The 22,673-nt window shown below is 44.2% G+C and carries 21 protein-coding genes and 1 tRNA gene; 10 read left to right on the forward strand and 12 right to left on the reverse strand.

What is annotated here, in order from left to right; all coding sequences use genetic code 11:
- Positions 1–7 precede the first annotated feature (7 nt).
- The gene (locus ICN40_RS02705; RefSeq protein ID WP_216241967.1) at positions 8–997 is read right to left on the reverse strand and encodes a tripartite tricarboxylate transporter substrate binding protein; all 990 of its coding nucleotides are present in this window, start codon (positions 995–997) and stop codon (positions 8–10) included.
- A 76-nt stretch (positions 998–1,073) separates the two neighbouring features.
- Between ICN40_RS02705 and ICN40_RS02710 the strand changes: the two genes are divergently transcribed.
- A complete protein-coding gene (locus ICN40_RS02710) occupies positions 1,074–2,321 on the forward strand; it encodes a CaiB/BaiF CoA-transferase family protein (protein ID WP_216241968.1) in 1,248 nt (415 codons plus the stop codon).
- A 104-nt stretch (positions 2,322–2,425) separates the two neighbouring features.
- Here ICN40_RS02710 and ICN40_RS02715 read toward each other — a convergent pair whose 3' ends face one another.
- Together ICN40_RS02715 and ICN40_RS02720 are read right to left on the reverse strand one after the other, a co-directional pair.
- Complete coding sequence (locus ICN40_RS02715; protein WP_216241971.1) at positions 2,426–4,531, reverse strand: alkyl/aryl-sulfatase; 2,106 nt, start codon at positions 4,529–4,531, stop codon at positions 2,426–2,428.
- 84 nt (positions 4,532–4,615) lie between these two features.
- Complete coding sequence (locus ICN40_RS02720; protein ID WP_216241973.1) at positions 4,616–6,076, reverse strand: sensor histidine kinase; 1,461 nt, start codon at positions 6,074–6,076, stop codon at positions 4,616–4,618.
- A gap of 46 nt (positions 6,077–6,122) precedes the next feature.
- On the opposite strand from ICN40_RS02720, the gene ICN40_RS02725 reads away from it, so the two are divergent.
- On the forward strand, positions 6,123–7,076 hold the full coding sequence (locus ICN40_RS02725) for a hypothetical protein (RefSeq protein ID WP_216860706.1): 954 nt from the start codon (positions 6,123–6,125) through the stop codon (positions 7,074–7,076).
- A 106-nt stretch (positions 7,077–7,182) separates the two neighbouring features.
- Entirely contained in the window at positions 7,183–7,764 is a 582-nt protein-coding gene (locus tag ICN40_RS02730) for a hypothetical protein (RefSeq protein WP_216241975.1), read from the forward strand.
- Between the two features lie 72 nt (positions 7,765–7,836).
- Here the strand turns inward: ICN40_RS02730 and ICN40_RS02735 are convergent, their stop codons facing one another.
- From ICN40_RS02735 to ICN40_RS02745, 3 genes are read right to left on the reverse strand one after another with little or no spacing between them, the layout of a single operon-like run.
- The gene (locus ICN40_RS02735) at positions 7,837–9,177 is read right to left on the reverse strand and encodes a type II toxin-antitoxin system HipA family toxin (RefSeq protein ID WP_215319933.1); all 1,341 of its coding nucleotides are present in this window, start codon (positions 9,175–9,177) and stop codon (positions 7,837–7,839) included.
- Between the two features lie 2 nt (positions 9,178–9,179).
- Complete coding sequence (locus ICN40_RS02740) at positions 9,180–9,524, reverse strand: helix-turn-helix domain-containing protein (RefSeq protein ID WP_216241977.1); 345 nt, start codon at positions 9,522–9,524, stop codon at positions 9,180–9,182.
- A gap of 59 nt (positions 9,525–9,583) precedes the next feature.
- Positions 9,584–10,351 carry a metallophosphoesterase gene (locus ICN40_RS02745; protein ID WP_216241979.1) on the reverse strand — a complete coding sequence of 256 codons (768 nt, stop codon included), beginning with the start codon at positions 10,349–10,351 and terminating at the stop codon, positions 9,584–9,586.
- Between the two features lie 171 nt (positions 10,352–10,522).
- On the opposite strand from ICN40_RS02745, the gene ICN40_RS02750 reads away from it, so the two are divergent.
- Positions 10,523–11,137, forward strand: coding sequence for a 3'-5' exonuclease (locus ICN40_RS02750; RefSeq protein ID WP_216241981.1), 615 nt, complete (start codon positions 10,523–10,525; stop codon positions 11,135–11,137).
- Between the two features lie 74 nt (positions 11,138–11,211).
- On the opposite strand, the gene ICN40_RS02755 is transcribed toward ICN40_RS02750, so the two are convergent.
- Positions 11,212–11,301, reverse strand: a tRNA-Ser gene (locus ICN40_RS02755).
- A gap of 168 nt (positions 11,302–11,469) precedes the next feature.
- Here ICN40_RS02755 and ICN40_RS02760 point away from each other — a divergent pair.
- Both ICN40_RS02760 and ICN40_RS02765 read left to right on the forward strand, forming a co-directional pair.
- Positions 11,470–11,727: a type II toxin-antitoxin system Phd/YefM family antitoxin gene (locus ICN40_RS02760; RefSeq protein WP_072582527.1), complete on the forward strand. Its 258-nt coding sequence runs from the start codon at positions 11,470–11,472 to the stop codon at positions 11,725–11,727.
- Between the two features lie 8 nt (positions 11,728–11,735).
- Complete coding sequence (locus ICN40_RS02765; RefSeq protein WP_216241983.1) at positions 11,736–12,155, forward strand: type II toxin-antitoxin system VapC family toxin; 420 nt, start codon at positions 11,736–11,738, stop codon at positions 12,153–12,155.
- Here the strand turns inward: ICN40_RS02765 and ICN40_RS02770 are convergent.
- On the reverse strand, positions 12,152–13,285 hold the full coding sequence (locus ICN40_RS02770) for an NAD(P)/FAD-dependent oxidoreductase (protein WP_216241985.1): 1,134 nt from the start codon (positions 13,283–13,285) through the stop codon (positions 12,152–12,154). The two genes, ICN40_RS02765 and ICN40_RS02770, sit on opposite strands and share 4 nt — an antisense overlap.
- A 100-nt stretch (positions 13,286–13,385) precedes the next feature.
- On the opposite strand from ICN40_RS02770, the gene pgi reads away from it, so the two are divergent.
- The 4 genes from pgi (at position 13,386) to ICN40_RS02790 (ending at position 16,967) form a co-directional block, all read left to right on the forward strand.
- Positions 13,386–14,876, forward strand: coding sequence for a glucose-6-phosphate isomerase (gene pgi / locus ICN40_RS02775; protein WP_216241987.1), 1,491 nt, complete (start codon positions 13,386–13,388; stop codon positions 14,874–14,876).
- Between the two features lie 53 nt (positions 14,877–14,929).
- Entirely contained in the window at positions 14,930–16,315 is a 1,386-nt protein-coding gene (locus tag ICN40_RS02780) for a phosphomannomutase/phosphoglucomutase (RefSeq protein ID WP_216241989.1), read from the forward strand.
- A 71-nt stretch (positions 16,316–16,386) separates the two neighbouring features.
- Positions 16,387–16,650 carry a type II toxin-antitoxin system CcdA family antitoxin gene (locus tag ICN40_RS02785; protein WP_216241991.1) on the forward strand — a complete coding sequence of 88 codons (264 nt, stop codon included), beginning with the start codon at positions 16,387–16,389 and terminating at the stop codon, positions 16,648–16,650.
- A complete protein-coding gene (locus ICN40_RS02790; RefSeq protein ID WP_216241994.1) occupies positions 16,650–16,967 on the forward strand; it encodes a CcdB family protein in 318 nt (105 codons plus the stop codon). Before ICN40_RS02785 ends, ICN40_RS02790 begins: the two co-directional genes overlap by 1 nt.
- A gap of 4 nt (positions 16,968–16,971) precedes the next feature.
- Here ICN40_RS02790 and ICN40_RS02795 read toward each other — a convergent pair whose 3' ends face one another.
- The 4 genes from ICN40_RS02795 to ICN40_RS02810 form a co-directional block, all read right to left on the reverse strand.
- Positions 16,972–17,517, reverse strand: coding sequence for a hypothetical protein (locus ICN40_RS02795; RefSeq protein WP_216241996.1), 546 nt, complete (start codon positions 17,515–17,517; stop codon positions 16,972–16,974).
- A 20-nt stretch (positions 17,518–17,537) separates the two neighbouring features.
- Positions 17,538–18,152 (reverse strand): hypothetical protein, encoded by a 615-nt coding sequence (locus ICN40_RS02800; RefSeq protein WP_216241999.1) that lies wholly within the window; start codon positions 18,150–18,152, stop codon positions 17,538–17,540.
- On the reverse strand, positions 18,149–18,973 hold the full coding sequence (locus tag ICN40_RS02805; RefSeq protein WP_216242001.1) for a peptidyl-prolyl cis-trans isomerase: 825 nt from the start codon (positions 18,971–18,973) through the stop codon (positions 18,149–18,151). Before ICN40_RS02805 ends, ICN40_RS02800 begins: the two co-directional genes overlap by 4 nt.
- A gap of 58 nt (positions 18,974–19,031) precedes the next feature.
- On the reverse strand, positions 19,032–22,673 hold a 3,642-nt coding region (locus ICN40_RS02810; protein ID WP_216242002.1), incomplete at its 5' end, for an S-layer family protein.

Genomic DNA, 22,673 nt, shown 5'->3' on the forward strand with positions numbered 1-22,673 from the left:
AGAGAGTTTATTCAGCCTTAATATTCAGACTCTTTACTAAACGCTGGTATTTAGCCAGTTCGCCAGCCAAGAACAAACTAAATGCAGCTGGTGTTGCCGGCCCCTCAGGTTGCAAGCCCTGTGAATCAAGTGTCTTTTTAATTTGTGGATCGGCCATGGCGGCTTTAACAGCCTGGTCAATCTTGTTCACTACTGCTGGATCCATACCCTTTGGACCCATGATGGAGTACCAGTTAGTGACGTCAAATCCTGTAATACCCACTTCGTTAAACGTAGGTACGTTTGGAAGAATAGACAATCGCTTTGGGGTGGAGATAGCCAAAGCCTTCAAGCTGCCATCTTTAATTTGTTGCAAGTTCGGCGGCAAGGTATCAAAGTTCATCGTAATTTGACCACCCAGCAAATCAATGATGGCCTGACCGCTACCCTTATAAGGAACGTGATTGAGCTGGATACCAGCAATCTTGGCAAACAAAGCGCCTGCTAAGTGTTGAGTACTGCCAATACCAGACGAACCATAAGTCATCTGACCTGGATTTGCTTTAGCAAGAGAAATCAATTGTGAGACTGAGTTCACAGGCAGCGAAGCTTTCACCACCAAAACGTTAGGAACGTATCCCAAATAAGTAATGGGTGTGAAATCCGTTGCAGGATTGTATTGAACGTTAGTAAGAACAAATGGTGCAATCGCATTGGAATTGGAGTGCCCTACCAGCAAGGTGTAGCCATCTGGATTCGACTTGGAAACTTGATCGGCCGCAATAGTGCCCGCTGCACCTGATTTATTTTCCACAATCACGCTTTGACCGAGAATTTCACCCATTTTTGGAGCAAGGGCTCGAGCAACAATATCGGTGCCGCCACCAGGTGCAAAACCCACAATCAGTCGGATTGGTTTTGTTGGGTAAGGCTGCTGACCTAAAGCAAAGAAAGAACTCGTGGCTAGCGTAATTGCGAGCAAACTACGAACAGCCCACTGAGGCGATTTAAGCAACATAAAGTCTCCAAAATTGTTTTTATTGTGTTTGATACTATTAGAGGCTAATTCTAAACATATAAGAAGCAACGAGACAATGACGAAAACACCTAGAAATGACGCTTTAAATAGCGTGCGAGATGGATCAAGGCCATTACCGCTCTCAGGAGTCCGTGTGCTTGACGTCAGCCAGGTTATGGCTGGTCCTTACTGCTGCATGCTGTTGGCGGACTTAGGTGCGGATGTCATCAAAATCGAGCCTCCTGGAATAGGGGATCAGACGCGCGGCGCAATGGGATTCAAGATGAAGGGCTCAGACAGCATGGGCTTTCTGAACATGAACCGCAATAAACGCAGTCTCACCCTAAATCTCAAAACTGAGGCTGGTAAGAAAGTGTTTTTCGAGCTGGTCAAGACTGCAGATATTTTGGTGGAGAACTACCGACCTGGCGTTATGAAAAAACTAGGAATCGATTACGCCTCTTTAAAAGATATCAATCCTAGTTTGGTCTATGCCAGTATTTCTGGGTTTGGCCAAACTGGTCCGTGGGCAGATCGCCCTGGTTTTGATCTCATGGCTCAGGCAATGTCTGGCGTCATGAGCGTTACAGGCTATCCAGATGGTCCTCCAGTTAAAGCTGGCGTTCCGGTAGCTGATATTGGCTGCGCACTTTTTGCGGTATACGGAATATTGTCGGCATACATCGGCAAAACTAAAACGGGTGAAGGTCAGTTTATTGATGCGTCACTCTTTGATTCTGCCTTGGCATTCTCCATTTGGGATACCGCTCAATACTGGGGTACCGGAGTTGAACCTTATAAGCTTGGCACGGCCAATCATATGAGCGCCCCCTACCAAGCCATGAAAGCTGCTGATGGGTATTTTGTGATGGGTGCAACCAATCAAAAACTGTGGAAGTTGCTATGCGACAAGATTGAGCGTCCTGAATTATTTGAAGAAGCCCGCTTCAAAACAAATCCACTGCGCTTAGCCAATCGCTTGGAGCTGGCTTCTGAGCTTGAGAAAACGTTTATCTCCAAAACTGCGGATGAATGGGTAGACACCTTATTGACCGCAGGCATCCCTGCAGCCCCCATCAATACCTATCCAGAAGCATTCGATAGTGAGCATGGCCGTCATCGTAAGATGCGGATGGAAATTGATCATCCTATTGAAGGCAAGGTACCCAATATTGGTTTTGCCGTCAAAATGAATGGCACGCCACAACAAGTGTATCGCCACCCTCCTCTATTGGGTGAACATACGAGCGAGCTTCTTGCCGAGCTTGGTATTGCGGGTGATGAACTGAAGTCTCTTGAAGCGGGTGGCGCTTTTGCGCCCTAGTTTGCAGCTTAATAAAAATAATGATTAAGTAAAAAGATAATTAAATAGGACTCCGCAGAGTCCTATTTAATTTTAGAGAAGCCTAATCACCATGGTTGCTCTGGTTACTCGCCACCAGTAATAGCCATCTCCTGTGCCGCAAATGGATCTTTGGCTGGAGCAGCTGGCTTAGGAGCGGCCTTACCTTTAGTGCCTGGCATGAGTTCAAAATCAGGGACAAAGACCGTCAAGGTGCTTCTGAGTTGATCGAATGATTTGCGATCACCATCAAACCTCACCTTACCTTCAGCCAGCAACTCTTCAAAAGTTGTTTGTCCACCCATCACCTGCTCGAGATCACTGCGATTTAAGGTGATAGTGAGATTTGGGTTCTTGGCCTGCTGACCTTTAATGTTGGTCAAAGCAGAATTACTCATCTCAATTACAAATTTTTCACCATTGTCTGGTGTAGAAAGATTAATTACAAAGTTCATGTCTGCTGCTTTCTTGCTGTCCATACTGATAGCCAAAGCATTGAGCCAGAGTTCGGTTGTCATACCCTTAATCATGTCTGGGCCATTAGACTTTGGCGAGGCTCCTGTAGGCATACCATGACGTAGCTCGTAAGCAGCCCCCAAGAAGCTATTGCGCATACTTGGGCTTTCTTTTTGGTAGCCAATCTGCTCAAAAATATCTGCCAGTAAGTCCTTGGCGGCCGTATTGTTCGGTTGCGCATAAACTAACTTGTTAACGATTTCCATCGCTTCACGGTATTTACCCTGCTTATAAAGCTCTTTACCCTTGGCCATGATCTTGGCTGAGCCACCCATCATCTCTACATAAAGTGGTGCCGAATCTTTTGGCGATAGTGGCGCTAATGTTGCTGGATTTGCGTCCCAATAACCTAGATAACGATTTATCACGGCACGACTATTGTGCTCTTCGGAACCATGATAGCTATGGGCTGCCCACTGCCTCTTTAGACTATCAGGCTGTTTATATACATTTTGGATTTCATTAATAGTGACGCCATTATTTGCTAAATGGAGCACTTCGTTATGCAGGTGAGCATAACTATCTCGTTGGGTACGCATCACCTCTTGTATACGTTCATTACCCCAGCGTGGCCAGGTATGCGATGCAAACATGACCTCACTCTCGGTGCCATAACGATATAAAGCATTGTTAATGTTCTTGGACCATGCCAGTGAGTCGCGAACTAAGGCACCGCGTAAGGTGTATATGTTATGAATGGTACCGGTGATATTTTCTGCTGCCCAGAATGCTTTAAATTGCGGGAAATAGGTGTTCATCTCCGCAGGAGCTTCAGTGCCTGGTGTGTTTTGGAATTCCATTTCTACGCCATCCACCGTCATTTTTTCATAAGGTTGATTGATATAGACGTTAGGCTCGATCAACCCTAAATTACCAGCGGCAGTATTTTTACCAATGGATTGGTCGACGTGACCAAATGGGCTGCGAGGCAATAACACGCCATACTGGAAATACATTCTGCGGGTCATAGCATTACCTGCGTAGACGTTTTCAGCAATGGCATGATCCATAAAACCAGCTGGTGCAATGATTTTTACCTTGCCGCTCTTCACATCCGCTTCATCAACTACACCACGCACACCACCAAAGTGGTCTGCATGTGAGTGCGAATATACGACTGCTACAACAGGACGTTTTCCCAACTTCTCATTGACAAGCTCTAGGGCTGCGCGTGCAGTTTCTTTAGCGGTTAGTGGATCAAAAACTATCCAACCAGTATCTGTTTTGATAAAACTGATATTGGCTAAGTCAAAGCCACGAACCTGATAAATTTTTCCTGGTACAACTTCATATAAGCCGTAACCCATATTGAGAATGGCTTGACGTTGTAACGAAGGATGCACGCTATCAAAGTCTTTGCCTTGTAGAAGGAATTCATAGCTACCCATGTCCCATGCCACATTGCCGGCATCAGCCATGATGGTTTTATAAGCAGGCGCTGCTATAAAACCTTTTTTGGATTCCTCAAAATCACGCTGATCTTCGAAAGGCAGCGTCTTACGTAATCCATTTTGCAGTTCAACGGTATAGCTTGATGGCGCCTTACCTTTTGAATCGAAATGCTTCCCCTGCATAGCGCCTGGATCCGCCACTACACCACCACCCCCTGCCGCCATTGCCAACCCAGAGGTCATTAATATTGCCGCTACCGAAAACTGTGTGAGTTTGATTTTCATAAGAGCCTAAAGTAAGAGTGTTTTATTACTTCAATGATATGTTTGAGCTAATCAATGGCAATTAGCTCTACAGCTAATGTCAGTCTACTCAGGAAATGAGATTGAGTAGGCCGCAATAACAGGTAAACCAACAAAAAACGTTGTTCCTTTGCCAGGGAATGACTCAAACCAGATAGATCCCCCGTGCCTCATTACGATATGCTTACATAGCCAAAGGCCAATTCCCATACCGGAACCCTTGGTAGTTGAAAGCAGCTCAAACATGTGGGCCTGAACATTTTCATCAATACCTGAACCTGTGTCTGAGATCGAAATTTGAACACCAGCGCCGCTGTGCTGACCTCGAATCGTGATTAATTTATTTGAATTCTCTGTCAAGTTCAATGCATCAATTGCGTTGATCACTAAATTCAATAGCACTTGTTGAAGCTCTCCCTTATTAGCGGTGATAAACAAGTTTTCCTCTAACTTAAGAACTATCTGAATATTCTGCTTAACAATTTCTGGGCGAGCAATGGTAAGCACTAAATCAATTAATTCAGCAAGGTCAACTTTGGCAGATGCCATCTTTTCATCAGCGAATACCGATCTAAGGGAGCGAATAATACTTGCTGCACGCTGATTGTCTGCCAACAAAGAATCCAAAACTTCTCCCTGTAAGTTAGGATTCAATTCTCCTTCCGATAGCTTCTTTTGTAAAAACTGAATATTCAGACCGGAGGCACCTAATGGCTGATTGAGCTCATGTGCAATAGAGGCCGACAAAGCACCAGTACTAGCGGTTTTATTAGCCTTTAGCAGTGAAGCTATTAAGATTTCTCGCTCCTGTAATAGCGCTTTAGTAGATTGACTCTCATTGGTTGCGTTGATATTGGCAATGGTGATTTGTTCGGCCCAATAACCCCCAATTGCAATGTAGGATAGGGTATTCATCACCAGCTGAGCAATGGTAAACAGAATCAGAAGCTGAGGAATTTGATCAACTTGACGGATCGTGAAGGCCGAGGCGACCATAATGAGGAATCGCCCCATAGCAAAAAACATTTCAGCAAAATTGGCATATTGCATATAAACCAATTGCTTGGATGGAGAAGATTTTCTCTTCTTGCCTAGCTCATATATTTGCCAGCAATAAAAAATACTAGCAAGCCCCGCCATTACCGCAGTGCGACTTTCAAAAGATCCATATAGACGCATGGAATCAAATACGGCAATAAAAATGAGGACTGAAACTGAGGCAGCTATCTTTACTCGTTTAGAAACCTCATGATTGAGTGACCGACAAAATAATGCTTGCAGCATCGTTGCTATATAGAAGAAGGTATTTGCTACAGTGAAATTAAATTCTGGATTAGCAATATTTTGGATGGTAATAATTCCCGTCCCAAAAATAAACAACCCCACCACATTCACTAGCAGGGAGGACATCCAATATAAACTGGGTCTTAGGAGGTTCTGAGAGCGGTAATAGTGATAGATTCCAAAAAATAGGCCCATCTGAATAACGGCCAGAATAAAGAAGTAAATAGAAATGAGCAGCTTCATAATTGCTATGGTACATCTACTGAATTGATTCGCTAAAATGCGTGTCATGCAGCTTTTTAGTAGATCCCAGCTTCTTTTCTTTGTCACCCTATTAGTCGCTGGGATTGGCTTTGCTCATGCCCAATCGGCTTTTTATAACGCCGCTAACAACTACCTCAAAAAGCGCGCTGATGCTTTTATGACGATTACGGGTTATTCACTCACACCGGATGTGACAACAGGATCGTTGTCGATCCGTAACAATGGTGGCGATAATTCTGACTTGCAAATGATTTCTCTAGGAGGTGGTGATCGAATTAGCGCAAACTTTCCTCTGTATTTAGAGGGGACCTTAGCAGTTAATCGATATAACCCAACGTTTACTGATGGAATCGCTAATACATCCGTTACGGTACCAGTTCATTGGAACAGCATCACAGGTACCGGCGGTATTGGTTGGGATTTTCCGATCACCAATGAATTGCGCTTCCGCCCAATTGCCAATGTCATGCTGGGGCATTTAGAAAGCGACCTTTCGATTGCATCTAGAGTCATTCAAAATCAGAAAGGCGTTGACTTACAGTTCCTCAATGGCGGCCGTATGAACTCGTATGGTCTGGGCGGGTCGGTCATGCTGGACTATGAGAACTACCAACCCGATCAAGAAATTGATGTAGAGCTGCGTTACACCAATATTCCGGTGCAAACATTTGACACCTCTACTGCAGTTCAAGGTTCAGCTGATTCGCAAAGTCTGGCGCTTTGGGCTCGCAGTCGTATCCCAACCCCAATTACATTGTTAGATAGACCATTACGAGCGGTATTTGAAGTGGCGCATACCGAATTCCTGGGCGACTTACGAGGGGCTCTGGGATTTAACTCCCTATCTTCTGTAGGTACTGGCATTGAACTAGATCGTAGCGCATCTGATCCTATTTTTACTCGCATCAGAGTGGTGTTTCGCTACCAATTTGGTCAAAATGTGCACGGAACCTCCATTGGCTTGGCTGCCAGCTTCTAATATGGGCAATACAATAGTTACAAATGCTAACTTACTGGTATTTACTCATTTCCGCATCGCCACTTAATGGTGATGCTCTTTCAACATCCTTAAGGATCAAATTATTATGAAAAAAATTATCATTGCTGTCGTCATCGCTGCAATCGCAGTTGCCGGCTACTTATTTCTCACTAAACCAAAGGCTCCTATTGCTGGCGTAGCTGCTCAAGAATCCGCGCTTATCTATGATGGTGAAGTCACTAAAATTGATGCTGCGACTCGCACAGTTACCCTCAAGAACAAAGATGGTGAAACCTCTATCGTTGCAGGTCCTGAAGTAAAGAACTTTGCAGAGATTAAAGTAGGCGATCATTTTGACGTTGTCTATGAACTTGCTGTAGCTATTGAGTTGGTTAAGGTAAAAAATCCAGGCACAACTAGTGAGCAAGTTAGCACCAGCACTACAACTGCTCCACAGGGTGACAAGCCAGGCATGATCACTACAAAAACTGTTACTGCAACAGCTACTGTTGAATCTATTGATGCAGCTAAAAATATCGTTTCTTTAAAAGGTCCACAAGGAAACATCTTCAAGGTTAAGGTTCAGAACCCTGACTTGATGAAAGATATCGCCGTAAACGATCAAGTAAAAGTGGTTTACACAGAAGCGATTGCTGCAGTAGTAAGCGCACCAGCTGCTAAGAAGTAATGCAATAACGCTTTTCTAGTTACTAGAAAGACAAAACCCCAGCAAGTGTGAACTTGCTGGGGTTTGTATTTTCTAGGTTGAAAATTGGGAGGCTAACATTTGGACCTTCTCTTCCATACCCATAAAAATTGACTCCGCCACATCCATTGGAAATGGCCCTGTAATGCTCGACCTTACTTGGTTGATGACAAACCCAGTCATCTCAATAACTTCGCCAATTAATTGCTGTGCTACATCAGCACCAAGACCTGCCTGCTGAGCCTGAGCCAGCCAGTGTCTATAGTGAATTTTATCTAGCAGGTAGTAGTTGGACGATCCCCGAACAGCCATTGCTAGCTTCGCTTTTTGGGGTGCCATTTGATTTGCCCCAAAACCTATTACTGGGTGCGCTGATAACACGTCATAAATTGGAGTTGCTTGGTATTGAGAGCCCGGCAGATGCGCAATGCTAAAGTTTTTACCATGTCCATCAGTTGCAGCTAAGATCCAAAAAATAATTTGTGTTTTAAAAAAATGTATTCGATCTTGCTCTGCGTTCACCGACCCCAGCAATAACTTCATTGCAGATGTGATACTCGGACCTCCATCCGCTTGATATTTGCTCATTGGCGATATGCCCATTGCCTGACAAAAATCCTCCTGAGGGAGACGCATAATCCATTGCCCATCAGCAGCTAATCTCCGGTCAAAGCGCTCAATGATCAATACTTTTTGATCCTCAAAAGAATTAATTTCACAGGAAGCAGTTGGAATACCATATGCAGCCATAATTTTAGAGCAGAGCCACTCATTCTCAACCGATGTGCGCATGTCAGCACGCATATGACCAACCAAACCCAAGGGCAATTTCAAAATATGTGTAGTTGGAGTGCTACCTTGAGGCAAGAGCCAACGTCCATCGCACTTAAGTAGCGCAGTTTTTTCTTGCGCACCGGCTATGGATAGTCTTAAATCATTGCTTTGCTCTGCTTGCCTGAAAACTGAATCCGACGAGACGCGACGAAGATGATCTGCAATCTCCTCATTACTCAATGCTCGACCTTGAATTTGATAAATTTCTGCTGGCAACTCACCATCGGGCAGGAGCTGTATAGCCCCAACACAATCGCGACCAAGCTGAGATAACAAGTCAAAGGCGCCCAAACTTTTTACCTGATAACGACTCGCTAACCTCCTACGAATCACGTCACTATCAGGCAATAAGTTATCAAAATAATAATTAACAGGATCGCCTTGATGCGCCGCATTACCCGGCAAGAAAGGAAGAGATAGCGATAAGGGTCTTGCTTCTGCCCGCATAATCCATTCATTAGAATAGGAGAAGCTTTCAAGTTGTCTTGTGATTTGCCAAGTGCCCACTTGAACACCATTCATCCAAATGGTTAGGCCTCTTGATTTTGTGCGAGCTGCCATGACTACCAAATCTCCTTGGACTCAGATTTCATGTTGGTTTTTGCTTCTTTTGAGTTTTTAATAATCTGTTCCAGTGATATTTTGACATCCAGGATCCGCAAGACCAGGAACAATCTTTCAAGAGTGGCTAATTGCGGATTGCCCTCAAAACGCGCATAAGCTTGCTGACTAATTCCGAGCTTTTGCGCCATATCGGCCTGAGTCACCCCCTTTTGCTTTCGGAAAGCCCTAATGAATAATTTCAAGGTCTCTAGGGTTTGAATTTGATAAATCATCTGCAGCCTCGCTAATAATACAACTTTTAAATTGTAATGCACAATAACAACATATGTTTTGTATATTAACATAACAACTTTTAAATTGTAAATAACAGTGTAAGCTTACCGACACCGACCCTTTTTGTCGTTCAGACCTCAACGATCAATGAAGGGTTGAACTCTGGATTTTCCGCATGGCTAGAGCGAACATAGCCGCGAGGATTGCACACCACTCTAGTGCCGTTCATTTCATAATCACAAGAGTCATGGGTATGACCATGAATCCAAAGCGACATCTTTCCAAATAAATACGATAACTCTGATGCAAAACACGCTGACAACAAATCAGGTTTATAACGCTCTGCAACAGAATGCATTGAGGGAAGATGATGGGAGATAACTACAGTCTCACCATCGAAAGGAACATCCAACTCTCCCCTAAGAAAAAAGAGTGACTGCTCATGCAATTGGATCGACTTTTGTGGCGAGAAGCCAATTCGTCCATCACCGATTCTCCTGAAATCATTTAAATACATTTCGCCATACATGATGCATTTTTCTCTCAACTCATCGTCAAACAATAAGAAATCTGTCCATAAGGTGGCACCTAAAAAACGGACGGGTTTTTTATCATTAGCACTTTGCAACTGAATTGCTCGATCATCTAAAAAATGAACTTCATAAAGCACGCATTGCTCTTGTAACTTCGAAATAAGTTCAAGTCGCTGAGATCCATAAAACTCATGATTTCCGGCAACATAGATAATTTCCTGATCTAGAAAGGTATCACGCGCCCATCCAACACCACTAGAGCGGACATCAATATCTCCTGCTAGAACCACAACATCCGCATCAGTTGGCTCGGGATTGAAAGCGGCAAACTCTAAGTGAAGGTCGCTCAAAATATGAATTTTCATATGCACTATTTGATAAATTTTTACATTGGAATTAAGAAGATGAATCTCTTCTTAAGGCAAGGATTGTATTGAATCAATTAACCATGCCGTCCTACAAGGCATTGAGGATATAGTTGACTACTACACTGCTACAACCTAAATTACAAACTCGCCAACTCAATGTAGAAAAAAATGGATCAAAAACAGTGTTATTTTTCGTTAGATCTTGAACTGAATAATGCGCAAGATAATACAACCGTACATCCCAAGATCATTCAGGTGGGAGTTGCGATTGGAAGTTATTTAAATTACAAAAATAACAGTATTGCTAAGTACAAATGGTATTTAGATCCGCAAGAGCCTATCTTCGAATTCATTACCAGTTTGACCGGCATATCTAATGAAGACATCCTCAAAAATGCCGTGCCTCATGAACAGGTCGCCAAAGAAATCGGCGAGTTGATCGAAGTTCACCAGTGCTTCATCAACCCGATTAGCTGGGGTGGTGGCGATTCAACAGAGTTGAAGCTTGAGTTCAAAAATCGAGGCGTTCATTTTCCCTATTTTGGGCGTAGATGGATTGATGTAAAAACTTGGTACACCTTGCATATGCTGGCAATAGGAAAGAAACCAAGTGGCGGACTGTCATCTGCGCTTGCTAGCTTTAAGCTTCATTTTGACGGTATAACCCACCGAGCGGATGATGATGCCTTTAATACGCTACGACTTTTCTTCGCTATCCTGGAAAGACAAAACCAACACTATCAATTGGTAACAGATGCCAAGAAAATTCACTGGGGATCATAAAGCCAAGATTAAAGGGTGGGTAGAAGAGCTCCAAAAACAAAGGGCCTCATCTATAGGGGCTCTGCTGTCGTATATGGCGGAAGAGGTGAGATTCGAACTCACGGAGGACTTTCATCCTCGCCAGTTTTCAAGACTGGTGCATTCAACCGCTCTGCCACTCTTCCTTTGCGAATTGAGTCCTAGATTATAAGGAATTCGGTGAACCCCTACGTAAAAATGCAATACGCACCCTTCTAAAGATTGCTTCCATTGGCTTAAATACTCTATGTGCACCAACCGATATAGCCTTTTCTCTGATAAACTAGTCAGATAACTAGTCAGGAGCACAGGTGATGAATAAGCACTGGGCAGTTCAAGATGCCAAAGCAAAATTTAGCGAGTTACTAAACGCCTGCCTTGAAGAAGGCCCTCAAGTGGTTACTAAGCGGGGGCATGAAGCAGCCGTATTAATCACCATCCAGGAGTGGAATACATTGAAAAAGTTAGCTAAACCTTCTCTTAAATCGCTTTTGCTTTCAGAGCAAGCTAAGGGTGACCTAGTACTGCCAAAGCGTGGCCAAGGTGCATTTCGCAAATCCATCAAACTGTAAGACTACTCATGTACTTACTAGACACCAATATTATTTCAGAACTACGTAAACCAAAACCGCATGGAGCAGTATTAGAGTGGTATGAAAATATTTCAGATAATGATCTTTATATTTCTGCAGTCTCGATCGGTGAAATTCAAGCAGGCATTGAGCTAACCCGCGATCAAGATAGAAATAAAGCAGAGTCTTTAGAAGGTTGGTTGCAACAAGTTTCAAATGCGCATCATGTATTACCGATGACAGGGTCAACCTTTAGATTATGGGCAAAGCTCATGCATAAAGAAAGTAATACCGTTTGGGAAGATGCCATGATCGCAGCGACAGCTATTGATCAGAAACTCATCGTAGTCAGTAGAAATACAAAAGACTTCAAACAATTTAAGATTAATTTACTGAACCCATTCGAATATCGAACCCAAGCAGATTAAGACCTCTTAATTAAGCCCTCTAAATGCTTGGCAATTGCAAGGCTGGAGGTTAATCCAGGGGACTCAAAGCCATATAAATTAAAGAGGCCCTGAAGTCCATGGTCCTTAGGGCTGTTAAAACAAAAGTCACCTGCCGGGGCATTAGGCGGGACTATTTTGGCTCTGACACCTGAATAATCGGGTTGTAATGCCTGGTCTTTAAGTCCTGGCCAATAGCGCCTTACTGCTTCATAAAAGCCCTCACCTCTTTTGGGGTTGACCGTGTAATCAATTTGGTTTTCTTCATCGATTTCAAGCCATTCCACATCGGGACCAAATTTAGCTTGCCCTCCCATATCTAAAGTGAGGTGTACCCCTAGACCACCAGGCTCAGGAATGGGATAAATCAAATGATTAAATGGTGACTTTCCGGAAAGAGAAAAATAATTGCCTTTAGCAAAATAGGCTTTTGGAATTTGATCTTTGCTTAATGATGCAATTTTTTGTGCCACTGCTGGAGCACTCATACCTGCGCAATTAATCAGAAGCTTTGTTTGAATCTTCATTCCATCAGCGCCACCAATTTCTAACTCAAAGCCATCTTTGGCGTTTTCACCGATAGGCTTTGCACTGATCAGCGGTGACTGATAAGCCACCATGCCACCCGCATCCTCAAAGCCACCTAAGAGAGAAAGCATAAATCCATGGCTATCGACAATGCCTGTACTTGAAGACAGAATGGCTGCTACACAATTGAGTTGTGGCTCTAGCTGCTTGGCCTCATCCCCCGAAATCATCTTGATCTCAGGCACACCGTTGTTCTGAGCTTTGTACAAAATGGCTTGCAAATCATCAATTTGGCTTGGATCAGTAGCCACGATAAGTTTGCCGTAAGGCTGCGTAGCTACTTGATGGCTCCGGCAATACTCATAAAGCATGCGATTGCCCTCAACACATAGCTTGGCCTTTAGGGAATCTTTGGGGTAATAGATGCCAGCGTGAATAACTTCGCTATTGCGCGCGCTGCTGATCGTGCCAAAAGAAGCTTCACTCTCGAGCAAAATCGTTTCCCTGCCTTGAAGTGCCATTTCTCTTGCAACGGCCAATCCAACCACCCCGGCTCCGATGACGACACAGTCGACTTGATCCATTTATCTGCCCAAGCCTTGAATTTTTGTTATCTGCATCCTGAAATCGTAACATTTTCAGTGTTTTAGTGGGTTTTGGGGCACTTCTTGATAAAATCTATAGATGTCTTCAAAACCAGCTGCAGATAACCCGAAAACCCTATTTAGCACCCAAGATATCGTTTTAGATAGCGCGTATCAAGGCATTGATGCTGCTAGCTGGAAATCCCTCTTCAAGCAGGCTAAAGAAGCTCATTTAGAGCAATTTGTTGCTGATCTATTCGCTGGTAAGCCAGTGAATAATTCTGAGAATCGCCCCGCTATCCACTCTGCTCTTCGTAATCTGGATAGAACTCCGGTTTTGGTAAGTGGTAAAGATGTCATGCCAGATGTTGCACAAGTTTGGCATCGTATTGAAGCTCTATGCAATAAATGGGTCGGCGTTACTGATGTGATTCATATTGGTATTGGCGGATCTGACTTTGGTCCCCGTTTAGCGATTGAAGCCTTAGCCCATGTTCCCGACATTGAGAGTCGTGGCATGCGCATGCATTTCTTGGCCAATATCGATACTGCTGAACTCAATCGCATATTGCAACGTGCTTTGCCCCATAGCACCAAGGTCATCATTGTTTCCAAGTCCTTCACAACACTTGAGACCACGATGAATGCCAGAGCGGTGGTGAAGTGGCTTAAAAATAACGGCCTTACTGATAGTCAAGTAAGCAAATCACTTTTTGCTGTAACAGCCAACGTTCCTGCTGCAGAAGCATTTGGCATTGACCAAGACCATATTTATCCCTTTTGGGATTGGGTAGGCGGTCGTTACTCCGTTTGGTCTGCAGTTGGATTACCAATTGCCTTGCAATATGGATTTGATACTTTCAAGAAGTTCCTAGCTGGTGCCCAAGCAATGGATCAGCACTTTAAGTCTGCTCCTCTGGAAGACAATATTCCAGTAATCATGGCGTTGAGCTTGCTTTATCAGCAGGAGAAACACAACATTAAATCGTATGCCGTTATTCCATATGCAGATGCTTTAGATTGGTTTCCGAAATGGTTACAACAGCTCGATATGGAAAGTAATGGCAAGAGTGTGGATCGTGACGGCAAGCCAGTGAAGTTTTCTTGCCCCGTAGTGTTTGGTAGTTCCGGCAGTAATGCGCAGCACTCCTACTTCCAGCTATTACATCAAGGTACAGAAATCATTCCAATTGATTTTATTGCCGTACGTGAGCCGATGAGTCATTTACCAGAGGCAAAAGAACATCACCGCATCCTCTTGTCTAACTGCTTGGCTCAAGCCCAGGCGCTGGCTAATGGCAAGAAGACTGATAACCCAAACAATACTTACCCAGGCAAACGCCCTAGCAACCTACTGATACTGCCTAAGCTCAATGCCTTCTATTTAGGAGCTCTTTTAGCGCTGTATGAAAATCGCACTGCTGCACTTGGCGCTTTGTGGAACATTAATAGCTTTGATCAACCGGGTGTAGAGCTTGGCAAAGTCCTTGCCAAACCAATTGAAGCCGCCTTAAAGAATGGTGGCTCTGCTCAGGCGGATTCTGGTATTGATGAAGTAACTGCAGCCCGCATTAATTTATTTAATCAATAGCTTATTACTAGCTATATAGATCTAGCATTAGCCTAGACATCGAAAGAACACTCATGCAACTCTCTCCTTCCATTTTCAAAGCTTATGACATCCGCGGCATTATTGATGAGACCGTAGATCCATCAATTGCCAGACTCATTGGCCAAGCATTTGGTACGGAGATGCGTGAACTCGGTGAAACAGAAATCGTCATAGGTCGCGATGGTCGTTTATCAGGCCCTAGCCTCATTGAAGCATTAACCGAAGGTTTGCTGTCTACCGGCATCAATGTGATTGACTTAGGCATGGTTGCGACACCCATGGTCTACTTTGGAGCAAACCAAGAGATCAATGGCAAAAAGCCGAAGTCCGGCATCATGATTACCGGTAGTCATAACCCCCCGAATTACAACGGTTTTAAGATGGTTCTGGGTGGCGCTGCAATCTACGGCGATCAAATTCAGGCATTACGCAAACGCATTGAAGCCAAGCAATTTGCTACAGGTCAAGGCACTAGATCTACCTTTGATATCTTCCCAATGTACTTAGAGCGCATTGTGAGTGATGTGAAGTTAGCTCGTCCTATGAAGATTGTGGTGGATTGCGGTAATGGTGTTGGTGGCGCTTTTGCCGGGAAACTCTTCAGAGCCTTAGGCTGCGAAGTACAAGAACTCTTTTGCGAAGTAGATGGTCATTTTCCAAATCACCATCCAGATCCTGCACATATTGAGAACTTACAAGATGTCATTAAGAACTTGCAGACTACAGATAATGAGTTAGGCCTGGCTTTTGATGGAGATGCTGATCGTTTAGGTGTAGTCACCAAAGATGGTCAAGTGATTTTCCCAGACCGTCAAATGATGCTGTTTGCTAAAGATGTACTCTCACGCAATCCTGGTGGCCAGATTATTTATGACGTCAAATGCACTCGTAACCTAGCAACCTATGTGAAGCAACATGGTGGTGAACCTTTGATGTGGAAAACTGGCCACTCTTTAGTCAAGGCCAAGCTTAAAGAAACTGGCGCTCCATTAGCCGGTGAAATGTCTGGTCATATCTTCTTTAAAGACCGTTGGTTTGGTTTTGATGATGGCTTATACACAGGCGCACGCTTGCTTGAGATTCTATCTAAAGAAAAAGATCCAAATCAGACGCTCAATGACTTGCCAAACGCCATTTGCACGCCTGAACTACAACTGGCTTGTGCCGAAGGCGAACCATTTGCTTTGCTAGAAACCATTAAAGCAAATGCCAAGTTCCCTACTTCTGAATCGATCAACACCATTGATGGTGTGCGCGTGGAATATGCTGATGGATTTGGCTTGGCTAGACCTTCAAACACAACACCAGTAGTGGTGATGCGCTTTGAAGCTGATAGTGAAGAAGCGATTAAACGTATTCAGGGGGAGTTTAAGGCCGTATTATTGGCTGCTAAGCCGGATGCCAAACTGCCCTTTTAAGGGTGGATAGTTAATAGCCACATAATTTATGCGCATATTGACTGCGTATAAATTATCCCTATAATTGGATCATGATCATTCATGACTCTATACGCAGCTACAACAAAGAAAAGGGCCTAAAAAAGGCTACCAATCTTACACTCAGCACCGAGGTGTTGGCTGAGGCAAAAAAATTGGGGATCAATATATCCAAGGCGTGCGATGCTTTTTTAGAATCTCTTGTGAGACAAGAAAAAGAGCGCCTCTGGAAATTAGAGAATGCAAAATTTATCAGTGAATACAATCAGATCACTGACGAAGAAGGTCTGCCACTGGATAAGTGGAGAACTTTCTAATGGCCAGATTTAGCGTTTATCAAAATACCGACGATCACACTAAAACAACTCCTTATATTCTTGACGTACAAACAGATCTTTTGAGTGGACTAAATACTCGCGTTGTCATTCCGCTTCGGAACAGTGATCGATATCAGAACCTAAGCACCTCACAGGATTTAATGCCAAGGTTGGCAATACAAGGCAAAGAATTTGTTCTTGATACACCCAGAATGGCAGCAATACCTTCAAAGCATCTTAAAAAAGAAATTCAGAATTTAAGAGATCAACAACACATTGTTATAGCCGCTATTGATAGGCTATTTCATGGGTTCTAGGATTCTAGTGAACTAATGGCTTATCTGGAACATCAACAGGCTTGGCCCCAACAGCAACATCTTGAACTTGGGGCACCTCACCCCATGCAGCATGTTCACGCAATTGATTGAGCAATAAGCACATAGCTCGTAAGGTGGGTCCAGCCATCTTGAGATTTATATTGGCGCCGCCTGGGAGCACAAGATCCAAGGACAACATGTCTTCGCCCTCTTGCTTTTCAAAAGCGCATTTAACATCCATTACCAGCACAGGATCAGCGCCTAAAGGATAGGCGCTTGCAGGCTGATAAGTCTCGGGCTTTACTGCCTCTCTCTGCTCCCGCTCCTTTTTTACAACTTCTTCACCAAATTGAGCGATGGCTTTTGCCGCTTCTGGCGTATGAGATTGCTCTAGATTCTTTACCAGCAGATGGGAGGTTGCTGCCAAGATGAATAAGGTAACGCGACGAGTAAACCAAAAACGAAACTCAGTATCTTCGCTGGTATTAAAACGAAAGAGTAAGCGATCGTCGTTCGCTAAATAGGTGGCATTAAATTGTTTAATCGTCATCTTGAAATCCGTCTCGGCGATTAGATAGAAATATCATTTGAACCCGGCTTTACGTTCTGATTCGGACCTGGAATTTGTGGAGATTTTGGGGTCTGAGGAGCTTGGGGCGCTATTTGTATCGGCGGCAAAATAATGATCTGTGGAGGCGCCACTGGAGCAGGAAGTTGCTCTCGCTTTTGGCTATTGGCTGCCTCATTTAATACGCGCTCAATGGCAGGCTTTGCTCCTGCAAGGCTAAATTGGGTTACTGCAAATGCACCCGATTGCAAAGCTACAGCAAACCCAACAACTTCTCCCGCCTGAGTTGCCTTTAAAACGGCATTAAAGGGTGTCAATATCTGAAATACATTGCCATTAATGAGCGTGCATTCCATGGAAAGTGCAGTAGAAATGCTGGGACTATTCATTAAGACAGAATATTTAGCGCCTGGGGTGCAATTCAGACTCTGGTGCAAATAAAACAGGCATTGCTCACCAGAACAGAAGAGGCCTAAAGAAGTATTGGCATCAGCAACGGTATGAGCTTCATTGGTTTTTCCATTCAGTTCTACTATCCAGCTTTGGTAAGACACCGTCTCCCCTGCCATAGCAAGGCTGGATACGGTAAGCAGTGCGTAGACCAGAAACTTCATCATTGCACAATCCTAGCCGACTCTCTTAGGCGCTTAATAGTCTCTGCCAGGTATTGCTGAACAATGGCTTGTTTAAGCTGGTTTTGGGATGCTTCAAAGCTTGGAATCTTGGCCGAACGGGTGTCATCAACACGAACTATGACCCAGGCGTCACCCAACTTGATGGGAGACTTGCTAAAGTTACCCTTATTGAGATTAGCGACGACATTGGCAATCGGTCCAGCCAGTTGCTGGGGCCCTACCCAACCGAGCAGTCCACCCTGCGCCTTGGTTGCAGTATCTAAAGATACCTCCTTTGCCACTTTGGCAAAGGAGTCACCATTTTGCAAGCGCCCTATTACTGCAATCGCCTCTGATTCAGACTTGAGTACGATCTGACTAATTTTGTATTGCGTGGTTGAATCTGTTCCGCCGCCCAGTAACTGCTTTTGCTTGTCGTACTCCTCACGAAGTTTGGCATCAGTAATCGGGTTCTTTTTGAAGTAGTCCTCAACAAACACCTGCAAATAAATATTTTGGCGCAGCTGTGTGATTTGATCTTGCAAATCCACATCCTTGTCAAGACCTTGACGAACTACTTCTTGTGAAATCAATTGGCGATTGATCAGCTCATTCAGAATCGTTTCGCGTAATTGCTGGGTGTCTTTTTGACCTTGGGATAAGGCTGCTTGCAAATTCAGCTGAAATAATCCTTTAGTGATTGGGGCGCCATTGACTGTGGCAATAAACTCAAATCCCTTTGTATTTTGCGAGGCATCCAAGCTTTCAACCGCATTAACAGCAAATGCCAACAGGAAAAAGGGTATTACTAGTATCTGCTTCATCAAGACCTATGTTTTTAACAAATAAAAGGATTCAGTAATCATAGAATTTAGCATGCACTCAAAGTCTCTGAGCCTTTAGGCACTCCTGAGCACTGGCCTCACATTCCTCATCCGGACTCTTAATAGAAACGCTGGCAGCAACTTCACCATCCGCTAGGGTAAGTGTAGATTGCATTGGATGAATCATTGATTTCATCAGACCTCCTGCGCCCAACCCTTCGGATGGTGCTTGTAATGAGGTAAATTGGCTAACACTCACAATATTGCCCAACAAATCATTGCCATTTATTGCTGGCGTTGGAATAAATCTTTCTACATAAGTGACGCCACTTCCATTCAAGCCGCTAATAGAGCCCCCATTTAAATACACATTAATTGGTGTATTGCCGGTAGAGCTCATTGCTGGGACACCGCTTGGTGTTAAGCCAGGCAAGAAGGCAATAGCACCACCATTATTTGTGGTGTAAGTAGCGCCACCAGCAACCTGAATACTATTAGAAATATAAGTTTGATTACCTGCGGTGGTGACATTGGCAGCAATTGTGGCTGTGCCATTGGCAATAGTTCTATCTGGAGAAATATCAGTAATTAATACACCGGATGCCGCTGGCGTTTGAATACCTGTTTTAACATATAAGCTTGCCAATGGGGCGACGTTGCCCACATCATTACTAAAGACGATATTTGGTGTCTGAGCTGCTGTTTGCAAGTTAGCCGGAATATTAGAAATAGCCTCCACTACTAAATTGTGGGTATTAGCAACTGAATCATTAATGGTTCCCGCAAATATGATGCTGGGATCTTCCGATAGCAGGATACGAGTAAGACCATTTGTGCCATTATCACCAATGAATACTGATCCTACATAAGACTGTGTACCAAAAGTAGTGATATTGGCTGCCAAAAGAATGCTGTTTGCACTCACACTCAGGTCATTCAGGTTGTGATTATTTAAATAGCTTGTGTTGTACGCAATTAAATTACCGCCGCCGTCTGTGACACTAGCCCCCACTCTATCGTTGAAGCTTACTTTTCCAAGAGGTGCAGATATTGATAGGTTTTGCGCATTAATGCCAAATGAGGATGCGCTGTTGGCCATCACAGCGCCATTGAAAGTGATATTGCCACCGGCCGAACTTAGGGAATAGGCACTGTCAGTACCTAACGTAATTGACCCATTATAGATTTGATTGCCACTTGTATTGACATTGGTGTTGAGGATCACAGATCCTGCAATCGCTAGACTAGGAAGGGTAATACCACTGGCAATACTCAGATTACCGCCATTAGAAATAATAGAACCAGATCCCAGGGCATTGACACTACCCACCACCAAACCAGATCCATTGATATTGATATCGCCTGTAAAGCTGTTATTACCAGTGATTGTGAGCACTCCAGCACCAGATTCATTAATTGAGCCAGTACCAGATACTGAATTGGCAAAAGTAAAGTTATTGGAACCTGCAAAGGCTATCACGCCATTATTAGTAATATTGCTGGTAGGCAATAGTCCGACCAAAGCAGCATTGTCGTAATTGACGGTTACTCCAGTCGGAATGACAACATTGGCTACGTTATTTAAGGTAGGCCTTGCGCCGCCAGCCCAATTGCTAGCGTTCGACCAATTCCCACCAGAAGCTCCCGTGTAAGTCACAGACGCCAATTGAGTGATGGTACCAATATTAGCGGTGAGCTGATTATTCGATAATGCATAGTTATTTGCATCTGCGCCACTCAAAGAGACGGCAATAGAAACCGATTTATTGCTGCCCACGTTTGCATCTGCATATGTTCCAGTGCCAGAGATAGCAACAGTATCACCAGCAATAATGCGTGAGTTAGCCGCAGAAGTGCTCAAGGTCAATCCAGGAATTGCTGCAGTGCCGTTATATTCCTTGCTAATACCAGAAACGCCCAATTGGCTTGCATCCAACGTTAATCTAGAAACAGTCAAAGCCCCCGTCAATACAACCGTATTGCTAAAGTTATTGCTGACATTATTAATGTTTGCAGCAGCTAATTGATATCCACCAACGTTAATATTCTGAGAATTGCTAGTGCTAGCGGCAACAGGGGTAATCGTAAAGCTAGATGAACCGCCTGCGCCATCGTTGACAGTGATTGCATTGCCAGTAACAACTGGGCTCAAGGTGTGAATCACATTGACTGATGTGCCGTTAGTAGGACAGCTAGCGATTGAGCAAGATAAGTACTGTGCGCTAGCGGTATAGCTTGGTGCGGATCCATATACGGCTGTAGCGGGAGCAATCTGGACCGAGAGTTGATTTGCCGGAATAATAGTGTAACTACCCGCTACATAAGTGATGTTGTAGTTTCCGTTATTTGCCGTCAAACCACTTGGCACTAAAACGCCAGCATAGCTACCTGCAAGATTATTTGATGCGTTAGTGCGTGCGATGCTTAATCCACCCCCTAAAGCTGTCGAGGCATTTTCCAACCCAACAAATCCTGCATACGTCACACCATTAAACGAAGGTGCATCTGCTTCAATGACAAACTTAGATGCGTTATTAGCAGTCACGGTAAGCGGTGCGGCAGTAATACGACTGGTAGCAGAAGAATTTAGCGTTGGAGTGTAGTTAGCTCCGCCATTGCCGTCACTGATAGTAGCGCTATTGAGGCTCACGGATTTATTGCTACCAACATTCGGATTGTTGCCAGTAAATACCACCGCTGCGGCGCTAACAGTATCACCACCAACCAGCTGGGCGGACATCGCCGCCAAATCAGCGGCTGTCATGTTGTAGGTATAGCCGCCGTCATACACCTTGGTAATTGAAGGCGCATTTAAAGAAATTGTCAATGGAGTGACGGAAACTCGGGTGTTAGCAACGGATATTGGGTTGTAGTTTGAAGCTAATGCAGCGCCATTTGGAGTCAACGTTAGTCCATTCACATCAGCTAGCGGCTGATTAGTTTGAATATTTTTAGAAACCAAATCCGCTACTCCACCCACGGTAAAGGATTGGCCATTAACACCAACGGCAGTTAAGGAAGACCCAGAAACAATAACAGTGCCGTTATAAACCTGTGTACCAGTAACCGTCAAATTGGCTGGCGCTACTGAAAGATTGGCAGGTACGTAGCTAATGTTGTAATTGCTATTGTTGCTATTGGTTAATGTACCCTGAGAGATTGCTACTGTACCAACATTGGTAGTCGAATTTGCTGTTGTAGCTAGGGTGCCATTCAATACATCACCCAAATACAAGCCACGGCTAGTTCCAACTCCACTAGCAGCAACCGTATAAGTCAATACTGGTACGGAGCTTCCGTAAACCATCGTTTGCGCGTCAGCATTAACCGTGATTGGTCTCGGCGTAACTGTTAATGCGCCGTTTACATAATTGAAGCTATAGTTATTAGCTACCAAACTACCAGGGCTGACAGCAATCACATAAGCGCCAACACTTGCACCTGCACCAGCATTCGTTGCAACCAATGGAGTGCCACTAATCGCTGCACTACCCTCGCCATTGACGTAGCCATTGACTGTATAACCCAAAGTAGGATTTTGATCGCCATATACATTGGTTTGATTAATTGCAGTCACAGTCAGACCTGCCTTAGCAACGGACAAGGTGCCATTGACTAATGTCAGGTTGTAGTTGCTATCAGTGCCCGATACGGTATTGGTGTAGGTGCCGTAGTTTTTACCGGTAGCGCCAGAGGCAGC

The sequence above is a fragment of the Polynucleobacter sp. Fuers-14 genome (assembly GCF_018882045.1).
Classification (GTDB): Bacteria; Pseudomonadota; Gammaproteobacteria; order Burkholderiales; family Burkholderiaceae; genus Polynucleobacter.